Source organism: Streptomyces africanus, from assembly GCF_002150735.1.
GTDB lineage: Bacteria > Actinomycetota > Actinomycetes > Streptomycetales > Streptomycetaceae > Streptomyces > Streptomyces africanus.
In genome coordinates this window covers 1,114-1,559 of record NZ_MUKA01000504.1, presented here as the reverse complement: position 1 = coordinate 1,559, position 446 = coordinate 1,114, and the positions used below count along the sequence as shown (strand labels likewise).

At 66.6% G+C, this 446-nt stretch carries 1 protein-coding gene; it reads right to left on the bottom strand.

Translation table 11 applies throughout. The features are described 5' to 3' along the window. The coding region (locus CCL05_RS40845; RefSeq protein ID WP_208641729.1) for a hypothetical protein at positions 1–294 on the bottom strand (294 nt) is incomplete at its 3' end. Positions 295–446: the final 152 nt, after the last annotated feature.

The following is a 446-nucleotide window of genomic DNA, read 5'->3' as shown; positions in this document are numbered from 1 at the left end:
CCCGTACAGCGTGAACAGCACTCCCTGCCGGTAAAGGCTCCGGCGTTTGACCTCCTGGGCGACCTTCAGCTGCTCGTACGTGCTCGTGCCGATCGAGTGGCTGCTGTCGTTGTCGTCGTAGAGGTGGCATGTGTTGCCGCGCCTGAAGGGGCCGGGGTGCTCCTCGCCGACCTCGTCCAGTTGGATCCCCGGGCAGTCCGGGATGCCGTAGGCCGAACCGGCTCTCAGCAGCGACACCACTCCCCACAACAGGGGGATCAGGAACAGCACGAGCAGCACGGCTCTGAATCTCATCGGTTCACCCTAATAGGCGGCGAAGAGGGGGTTTGAAGGCGCAGCGGGACGAGGTCGCGGTCGCGGGGGGAGTGGATGCTCGCGGTGACGGGCCGAGGACCGCCGTACGACGTGCGCTTCGGGACCGCACTGCGGTGACGGCTCAGTCCGTC